Annotated in this window: 9 protein-coding genes and 2 pseudogenes; 2 read left to right on the top strand and 9 right to left on the bottom strand. The window is 32.9% G+C overall.

All coding sequences use genetic code 11. The features are described 5' to 3' along the window. The 4 genes from ACR2MV_RS07180 to ACR2MV_RS07165 all read right to left on the bottom strand — a co-directional run. Positions 1–505 (bottom strand): DUF6090 family protein (locus tag ACR2MV_RS07180; RefSeq protein ID WP_434021225.1); only part of this gene is annotated, 505 nt, incomplete at its 3' end. Between the two features lie 97 nt (positions 506–602). Further along, a complete protein-coding gene (locus ACR2MV_RS07175; protein WP_434021224.1) occupies positions 603–1,004 on the bottom strand; it encodes a VOC family protein in 402 nt (133 codons plus the stop codon). 144 nt (positions 1,005–1,148) lie between these two features. After that, complete coding sequence (locus ACR2MV_RS07170) at positions 1,149–1,829, bottom strand: CPBP family intramembrane glutamic endopeptidase (protein WP_434021223.1); 681 nt, start codon at positions 1,827–1,829, stop codon at positions 1,149–1,151. A gap of 14 nt (positions 1,830–1,843) precedes the next feature. Then, positions 1,844–3,016, bottom strand: a complete 1,173-nt coding sequence (locus tag ACR2MV_RS07165; RefSeq protein ID WP_434021222.1) for a metallophosphoesterase — start codon at positions 3,014–3,016, stop codon at positions 1,844–1,846. 210 nt (positions 3,017–3,226) lie between these two features. On the opposite strand from ACR2MV_RS07165, the gene ACR2MV_RS07160 reads away from it, so the two are divergent. Both ACR2MV_RS07160 and ACR2MV_RS07155 read left to right on the top strand, forming a co-directional pair. Beyond that, entirely contained in the window at positions 3,227–4,042 is an 816-nt protein-coding gene (locus ACR2MV_RS07160) for a sensor histidine kinase (protein WP_434021221.1), read from the top strand. Then, positions 4,039–4,734, top strand: a complete 696-nt coding sequence (locus ACR2MV_RS07155; RefSeq protein ID WP_434021220.1) for a LytR/AlgR family response regulator transcription factor — start codon at positions 4,039–4,041, stop codon at positions 4,732–4,734. The genes ACR2MV_RS07160 and ACR2MV_RS07155 overlap by 4 nt, the downstream gene beginning before the upstream one ends. Positions 4,735–4,872: 138 nt before the next feature. Here the strand turns inward: ACR2MV_RS07155 and ACR2MV_RS07150 are convergent. The 5 genes and pseudogenes from ACR2MV_RS07150 to ACR2MV_RS07130 all read right to left on the bottom strand — a co-directional run. After that, positions 4,873–4,992: pseudogene (locus ACR2MV_RS07150) on the bottom strand (hypothetical protein); the annotation flags it as partial. Positions 4,993–5,210: 218 nt separating this feature from the next. After that, positions 5,211–5,702 (bottom strand): hypothetical protein, encoded by a 492-nt coding sequence (locus tag ACR2MV_RS07145; RefSeq protein ID WP_434021219.1) that lies wholly within the window; start codon positions 5,700–5,702, stop codon positions 5,211–5,213. 438 nt (positions 5,703–6,140) lie between these two features. Continuing rightward, complete coding sequence (locus tag ACR2MV_RS07140) at positions 6,141–6,530, bottom strand: DUF4345 family protein (protein ID WP_434021218.1); 390 nt, start codon at positions 6,528–6,530, stop codon at positions 6,141–6,143. A gap of 75 nt (positions 6,531–6,605) precedes the next feature. Then, the gene (locus ACR2MV_RS07135) at positions 6,606–7,247 is read right to left on the bottom strand and encodes a helix-turn-helix transcriptional regulator (RefSeq protein WP_434021217.1); all 642 of its coding nucleotides are present in this window, start codon (positions 7,245–7,247) and stop codon (positions 6,606–6,608) included. 124 nt (positions 7,248–7,371) lie between these two features. After that, positions 7,372–7,982: pseudogene (locus tag ACR2MV_RS07130) on the bottom strand (pyridine nucleotide-disulfide oxidoreductase); the annotation flags it as partial.

Here is a 7,982-nt window from a genome sequence, read left to right as displayed (position 1 = left end):
ACCAATGTGTAAGTGCCTGTTTAAGGCTTGTATTTTGAATAAGTCCTAATTCACCGGAACCGGCCAAATCAACAACTATAGGGTCATAGGTCGCATATGGCATAGTTCTTCCGATGAGAATATCAATGCTGTCTTTGTTTCGAAGTTGCGGATTATCGATCATTTCAAAAAGCCCCAATGACGATTTCATAAAATCATTTCTAAAAGATATTTTTTGATCCAGTTGTTCCAAATTACTCGTAAAATCACTTAATAATTGCTGTAAAATAATTCCTTCTTGTACGCGCTCTTTTCTGTTCTCATTCCAGTTATTAATAGAAAGTGCAATTAAAATTCCGATCACCACGAGTATAATTTCTCCAAAAGCATATTTCAAATACTTTCCAGTTTTTCCTTCTGAAAGCAGTCCTTGTCGAATTTTCCTAAAAAAGTTGATCATTGGCACGTTATCATCGTTAGTGATACCAAACCTATTCGGTGAGGTAGTTTGTATTCGGCAGATCATCTGTCTCAGCAATCTTTTATAGCAGACTAATTTATGCCGACTACTCCGATGTATAAATGTATGTTTTTTTGGGGAAACCTGAATCAGCCATTTCTGGCTATTTCTTGTTGTGAGTTACAATCCACCAGATATTTCCAGCAAAATCTTTTACTCCACCATACCTGTCACCATGCGGATAATCAGTTGGGACTGAAATTGATAAACCTCCTTTTTTCAAGGCCTTCTCATATACTTTATCGCAATCATTCACATATACATACATGCCACAGGATGTTGGCTTAATCTCAGGAAATTGAGGACTGGGTTCTGCCATCATTATAATGGAGTCCCCAATCATAATTTCTGAATGCTCCACAGTATCATCAGCCCGATAGCTAATATCTCCTCGCAATTTTGCATCAAATACATGTTGAAGGAATTGCAATAAGCGTTCTGCATCTGATACCATCAGATAAGGTGTAACCGTATGTAGTCCGAAAGGATTCTTTTGATCAATCATATATCTGTTTTTTGAATTCATTAACCAAAAAAAGCACAGACCAAGGGGCTTGTGCTTTCTTAGTCATTACTAAGATACGTTGTTAGAAACTGTTTTAGTCTACCATTTTCAAAGATTTTCACCTTAGCAAACAAATAATGCCTTTTAAAACAACTGTTGCACCCATTCCAAAATCAGGTGATCCTTATTCAAATATATAAGTGTGATCCCTATGGAATCATAAATCCCATGAATCAAAACGAGCAAGAGCAAATTATTCTTGTTTTTAGTAAAGATCAGTGAAATAGCGAAAGACCATAAAAACGCAGACACTGCTCCAATGAGACCTTGATATGCATGAGATATCCCAAAATAGAGCGATGTCATAAGTGCCGCAAGTATCCACGCCTTATTACTATTGCCTAATAACTCAGCCAATCCTTTCATATAATAACCACGAAACAAGAATTCTTCCCCAAACGCCGCAAATACCCACATAATGATCATTAAAGCAACATATCCACCGAAATTCCCTCTGATATCATTAATAGATGATAAATCAAAGTCACCCAGCCATAATTGAAGTATTGGATCTATAATGACGTAAAATAAAGTAAAAAGAGCCAGCGCTAATAGCAAACTCCTGACAAGGGTTTTTCCACTTATTCTCTGCCCTATTCCAAACCGTGCCCATTCAAATTTACTTCCTTTTAACAACAAGAAGGCAATACCAAGGCCAAAGAAAAAGACAAAGTTTCGATCAATAAATCCAAATAATGGCGCTATAAGCATGACCAGAACCACGGCATAAGGCTTGTTTAAAATATTATATAATTTAGTTTTCATTTTTTTAATTTTTTTTATAGTTCAATCATATCTCCATCCGCTAAAATTCGAAAGTATTTACCTTCTTGTATCAGCAAGCCTTCTGAGCTTTTTCCGGGCCAGTTATTATTGTAATCTTTTGGATGTTTTACATCTATCGCAAACACTTTTCCATTGTATAATTTCTTAACAGACCATTGCAAGGTATGCCCAACTACAACTGCTTTTGCATTAAACTTATCGATTCCTTTCTCCACCTCTTCCTGAGATAAATCGTCCTTAAAATAACCTCTGTACCAGCAAATTCCATTCTTATTAGAAAGAATTAACTGCGAAACCGATTCTTTGGGTTTTGGAAAGTATGATTGATCATAATGCGCTCTGTTTATCTGATTGACCTGATCAATTGAAATGTCATAATCTTGTATGTCGGGATGTATTCCACCATGCGTAAAAAGATGTCCATTAATAAGTTCCAACGTATTTTTAGAAGCCATCCACCTCCCGATAAATGAATTCTTATTGTATAATTCATGATGTTGTTTCCCCAGAATGGAGGCTACACCATAATATTTATAGGATGCGGATTTGAATTTTCCCTGCATATTATACAGTTCATGATTTCCAATAATAAAATGCACCTGTCCGCCTTGATTTTTAGCTGCTTGTTCCAGCTTGTAAATAAACCACAAAACTTGTGTTGTTGAAAAGCCTCTGTCCACAAAATCTCCGACCAGAACCAGATGTCCTTTCCCAAAAATCCAGTCCAAATTCTTGTCAATGACCTTATTTGTAATCAAAAAATCTCGAAACGTTTTATAACCACTTTCAATATCAGAAATAGCTAAAATGGCTTCCTGATCTGCATAAGTAGTCTTAGGTGTAATCATTTCAGAATGTATGGTAAAATCAAAACTGGAAGCATCAAGTGGAAAGTAGCAGTTTACCGCTATTTCATCACTGGTGGAATATTCTGTTTCATCAAGATAGAAGCCATCTACCTTGTTCCCTCTTATATAATTAACATGTAACGTACTATCCGTTTCGTAAAAAACATAAGGACCGTCTTTTTCCAAATTGATGCTTTCTGGGTTATCTCCATATTCAAAACTCCCATTCAGCGAGATGATAATGACGACACCAATTAGTGATAAGATAAAGATCGTTCCGAAAATATGTTTCAGGTATCTGACTATTTGCTTTTTCATTTCTGTTGATTTATGAATTAATGTTGTGCAAAACTAATTTCAAACTACAGACAATTAAAACAAAAGGGATATACAGATATGTACCTGTGACACAAAAACGATTACTGTCTTTAAAGTGATTTCGTACCACTTTTAACTATTTTGAACACGCTCAGAAGATTGTTTGTCAACTTTTTTTGATGCTAAGTATTATCAACTTAATTTTACCAAATGATACTGAATAGAAATAGAAAAAAATGGGTGCCAATTATTCTAATTGCAGTGGTATTGGCACTTGTCCCCATACTCATAACTGTTTTTGATTTAATTACAACAGACGAAGATTCTGTTATTTTTTTAGAAGGCTATCCAAGCTCAATTGTCGTTCTAATTCTCTTGTACTATCTGGTAATAATTATTTTAGGCCTCTTATGGTTTATTAAACAAGTTATTTCCTTTTTCAGCTTAAAAAATGAAAAAGCAACCTCAGAATTGCTTCATTTGAAAAGTCAGGTAAATCCCCACTTCTTTTTTAATACGCTCAATAATTTATACGGCCTGGTAGGTACTGACACAAAAAAGGCACAAGCCTTAATCCTTAAGCTTTCAGACATGATGCGCTACAGTATTTATGAAGGTGAAAAAGAAATGGTAACACTTAAAGCAGAAGTTGATTATTTACATAATTATATTGAACTCCATAAAATGCGGTATCACAAAAAAATTGACATTAAGTTTGAATCTGAAATTGAAGATGATTACAAAGTAATGCCGTTGCTTTTTATTATTTTATTAGAAAATGCTTTTAAACATGGTGTAGAGAACTTAAGCAAAGGAGCCTATGTTTATCTTAGCATAAAAGCAAAGGACAACAAAGTGCTGTTTGAAACTGAAAATAATTTTGATCCTACCCTTCCAAAAGAAGACAAGGGTATTGGATTGAAAAATTTAAAGCGAAGATTAGAACTGGTGTATCCAAAAAAACATAGCTTATCTTTCGCTGTAAATGAGAATGTATATAAGTCTAAATTAACATTGCAGTTATGATTAAATATTTAATTATTGACGACGAATATATTGCCCACGATATTATCAAAGGTTATTGTGATCTATTGCCTAATATGCAGTTAATGAAAAATTGCTACGACGGATTAGAGGCATTTGAATATTTGAATAAAAATGATGTTGATTTGATTTTTTTAGATTTAAATATGCCAAAATTGAAAGGTTTTGAATTCTTAAAGACATTAAAAAACCCACCAAAAGTAATTGTAACAACTGCTTATAAGGAATATGCGCTTGAAGGTTACGAACTAAATATTTCTGATTATTTGTTAAAACCATTTGGCTTTGAACGTTTTTTAAAAGCTATCAATAAAACGTTTAGCTCACCTGCCATTCAACCATCAGTTCCATCAGAAAACAACAATATTTCGAAACGTATTTTTCTACGATCTAATAAAAAATATACACAAGTAGAAATCGATATCATCCAATATATTGAAGCATCCGGAAATTATACCAAGGTGATTACTTCCGGCGAGACTATTACCATCAGAGAAAAAATTTCAGAAGTTTTAGAATTATTAAATGACGAAAACTTCATCCAAGTTCATAAATCTTTTGCCGTATCAAAAAAGGATATCAAAAGTATTGAGGGCAATCGAATTATCATTGCTGATCATATAATTCCTATTGGAAAAACCTACAAAATAAATATTATTCAATTGTTGAAATAGATTATTTGATGCCCATAAATGCCAAGGGTGTCATCTTGAGCCAAAGCTAATATTAAAGTTAACCTATTTTCACCCTACTTTACAATTTAGTAAACAATAGGATATAATTCTAATGAACATATTGCTTTGTATAAAGTATCAAGATTCGGTTTTGTAGTTGATCAAGTCTAAAGTTCCATTTACAAAATCTGTTTTCTCAAGCATATAGGATCCTCTGTCATTTTTAAATTTAGATGCCAACTCGAGTTTCAATGCTTCGTATTGTTTAGCAAGTAATTAATCGGCATTTAAATAGTCTCGAAAGTCAATTTGCTCTCACATCACATTATCTTTTGGACACATATGAAAATGAAAATAAAGAAAAGTAGTATAATTATTCAATCGCATTTTAAAATGAAGATCAAGAATATCTGAATCATTTTTTTCACTTCGACCAAACTTTATTGCATAATGCCTTACTATATAAGACTAAATTCTTAATAACTCCAATCTGTATTGTAGGTTTTTAAGGGTTCTTTTACAACCTCAAATTCTATATCAGCAATTTTCTCATCTTTATAATAGAGTTCATAATTGCTTTCCAAAAATTCATTGAAAATCGTGAAATAGAAATTTCCATTAACTTTCTTACTACTCGCTTCACCAAAATAAATTTGACTTGATTTTAGATGCTTCTTGCTTCCAAATTTCAATTTCATATTGAAATCATTAATACCTTCTATAGAGTAATCATAGAAATAATCTTTTTGAGAACTATCAAAAGGTGGTCCATACTTTATAGGCTTACCTTTCTTGTCATAAAATTGAGTTTTTCTGTAAACTGGCGACTCAGCCGCGCAACCTACAGCGCAGGCTGATCCAATATAATCCATCAAACTATATCTTATTTTATGCACTGAATCTACCAAAGATATAGCGCTTAGTTTCGTTTTATTAAATCGATCAGATTTAATTTTAATTTTCACCATTACTTTTGTAATTTTCTTATTCGAAATCTTTATCTGCTTGAATCTCAAACTTTCCTCATTAATTTCTTTTGCCTTAATCACTTCAAAAGTTAAACCTTCCTTACTTATGTGTTGCGAATAACAATAATTTGATACGATCAATAATACTAAATACAAAACGTGTTTCATTAAGCTTAAAATGTGTTTCTGATATTCATTTAATAAAAATATAACAAGCATTCTGAATAATAAAACACCGCAAGACGAAATTAAATGATGTTAACGCCTTATGTATAAAACGAAACATTTCGACATGGGTGCTCAGGTTTTACAAACCTTGTTTACTGGATCAATCTAATCGATTTCTTTCCTTGAATAAATTTAGAAAAAAAAATTAGTTTGTCAGTATTTTGAACTATTTTTTTGTCATTTTTAGAACTATGAAATAGATTTTAATTTCTAGAGTATTTGCATATTAATAAGAACAAATATATTTGCCAAGCCAAAAACTATTTCGAAAATCAACCCTTGAATTAATTGCTTATTTGGCTTTCCATCTATACCTATACTTATAAATCTGCCTATTGCAAATCCAAGAAAAATCAAAGTGGCAACAGCGAAAGAAATAATTGTTAATTTGCTAATAAATATTCCCAATAAAATAATAATTCCAGCACATAACTGAACAGAGCTCACTCCTCTTAATTCATTTAACAAGTTAACTTCCTTTTCAAGTTTAATTCCTGAATTTTTTAAATAGGTTTTTATCGGATTACTTAATCTCATAACTCCAACAAAGAGTAACAAAAGACCTGATAAAGAGAGTGTAATAATTTTGAATGTTTCCATTTTTAATTGCTTTTAGTTTATAACATAGCAAAGATATATTGGGACTATGACAACCTTATGTCAGGGGTGTTTCTACTATTGTATATAATCTTTAAAATATTTTTGCATGGTCATATTGTGCGGCGTAAAAATTTCGTCTTCTTGCAAGAGTTCCTTGATAAAATCAATTCTAAAGTTTCTAAAATCATTCCTCAATCGACAAAAGGCAATGAGCAGAAAATCTCCGTGGATGCTGTAGATGGCAAATGGTTCAATCTTTCGATGGCTTCGATTATCTTCCGAAGAAAGATAGTCCATGACTAAGACTTTATTTTGGGTAATAGCAGATTGTATTTGCATTAGGTTATTACTTGTTTTCTCTTCTTTGTTGTTTCCACCAAAGTAAATTCTGTCTGCCAATAAATCAGCATTCCCTTTTTGTGAGTATCGTAAAATAGCTTTTATTTTTTCTATGTCACTTGTGGTGTTCGTAACAAGTGATGAATCTTTATTTTTAATGGCTAGTTGTTCTATGGTGATTAAAGCATTTGCTTCTTCTTCTGTAAAAAGAACAGGTGGCAGGTGATAGCCTTCCATTATTGAATAGCCTTTCCCTTCTTCTGTCACAATGGGTATTCCTGATTTTTCAAGTGTGCGAATATCTCTGTAAATAGTTCTTATACTCACCTGGTGTTTTTCTGCAAGCTGCTTTGCAGTAATGATTCTTTTAGACTGCAATTGAGTAATAATCGCTGTTAATCATGACAGCCTGGGTTTTTCTTTTTCTTCCATGTTGGTATTTTACTATAACCAGGTATTATTAAATCACGGTTAGAAAGGTCATCAATTCAAATACTTTTCTTTAATGGGCTGTAATCTCCTCTGTAATTTCTAAGACCGTTTCTCTGGCCGTTTTTCCCACACCATAGATGGTGGCCGACGCATAACCTGTCCAATTGCCATAGCCAATCAACCATAGATTGGGTTCTTTTAAAACACGTGTATGCCTGGTTTCTATTTTGTCATTTTCAATGAGCCCTAATGGAGATAGGTGTTTGAGATCAGCCCTAAAACCGGTACACCAAATTACAGCATCAAAATTTTCTTTTGTTCCGTCTTCCCAAATTACACCATTTTCAAAAAAAGATTGAAACGGCCCTCTCGCCCGCAACACTTTTCTGGATCTGGCTTCTTTGACACTTTCCACCATTACAATATCACTCAGCGATTTTGTAGGCCCTGTTGATTTTCCCAAATACTTTTGATTTGCTTCATTGAACAAATAGCGTCCATCAATATCGTCCGGCAAAAAATGTGGTTCAGCCAATGTGACCCATTGGGTATGCGCTATTTTTGAAACTTCAGCCAGTACTTGGGCTCCTGAATTTCCGGAACCGACAATCAATACATTTTTTTTGACAAACAAATCTGTATTTTTATATTGAACCGAATGAATTGATATTCCATTAAACA

This window comes from Lutimonas sp. (assembly GCF_051011215.1).
Lineage (GTDB): Bacteria > Bacteroidota > Bacteroidia > Flavobacteriales > Flavobacteriaceae > Lutimonas.
The sequence above is the reverse complement of the archived record's forward strand: the minus strand, read 5'-3'. Positions and strand labels throughout refer to the sequence as shown.

Coding starts and splice junctions, on each gene's coding strand:
- ACR2MV_RS07155 (WP_434021220.1), top strand. CDS start 4,039: ATGATTAAATATTTAATTATTGACGACGAATATATTGCCCACGATATT.
- ACR2MV_RS07140 (WP_434021218.1), bottom strand. CDS start 6,530: ATGGAAACATTCAAAATTATTACACTCTCTTTATCAGGTCTTTTGTTA.
- ACR2MV_RS07165 (WP_434021222.1), bottom strand. CDS start 3,016: ATGAAAAAGCAAATAGTCAGATACCTGAAACATATTTTCGGAACGATC.
- ACR2MV_RS07145 (WP_434021219.1), bottom strand. CDS start 5,702: ATGGTGAAAATTAAAATTAAATCTGATCGATTTAATAAAACGAAACTA.
- ACR2MV_RS07170 (WP_434021223.1), bottom strand. CDS start 1,829: ATGAAAACTAAATTATATAATATTTTAAACAAGCCTTATGCCGTGGTT.
- ACR2MV_RS07175 (WP_434021224.1), bottom strand. CDS start 1,004: ATGATTGATCAAAAGAATCCTTTCGGACTACATACGGTTACACCTTAT.
- ACR2MV_RS07160 (WP_434021221.1), top strand. CDS start 3,227: ATGATACTGAATAGAAATAGAAAAAAATGGGTGCCAATTATTCTAATT.